Origin of the sequence: Cupriavidus sp. SIMBA_020 (assembly GCF_046535395.1) — a bacterium.
In the GTDB taxonomy this organism is placed as follows: domain Bacteria; phylum Pseudomonadota; class Gammaproteobacteria; order Burkholderiales; family Burkholderiaceae; genus Cupriavidus; species Cupriavidus campinensis.
Genome location: NZ_JAWRWU010001008.1, coordinates 1 through 258, shown reverse-complemented (window position 1 = coordinate 258; position 258 = coordinate 1). Strand labels below are relative to the sequence as shown.

General features: G+C 65.9%; 1 protein-coding gene. It reads right to left on the bottom strand.

Translation table 11 applies throughout. The features are described from left to right. A partial coding sequence (locus SB751_RS32515; protein WP_410749321.1) for an ATP-binding cassette domain-containing protein occupies nucleotides 1-258 on the bottom strand: 258 nt, incomplete at both ends.

The window sequence follows — 258 nt, the reverse complement described above, 5'->3', positions numbered from 1 at the left end:
GTCGCGAATATTCATGTGCGGGAACAGCGCGTAGTCCTGGAACACGGTGTTCACGTCGCGCTGATAGGGCGGCAGGCCGGTCGCGTCGCGAGCATGCAGGACGACGCGGCCCGCGCTCGGCTGCTCGAAGCCCGCGATCAGACGCAGACAGGTCGTCTTGCCCGACCCCGACGGTCCGAGCATCGAGAAGAATTCGCCGTCGTGGACGACGAGCGAAACGTCATCCACGGCGCGCACGCCGTCGTAGTGACGCGAAAC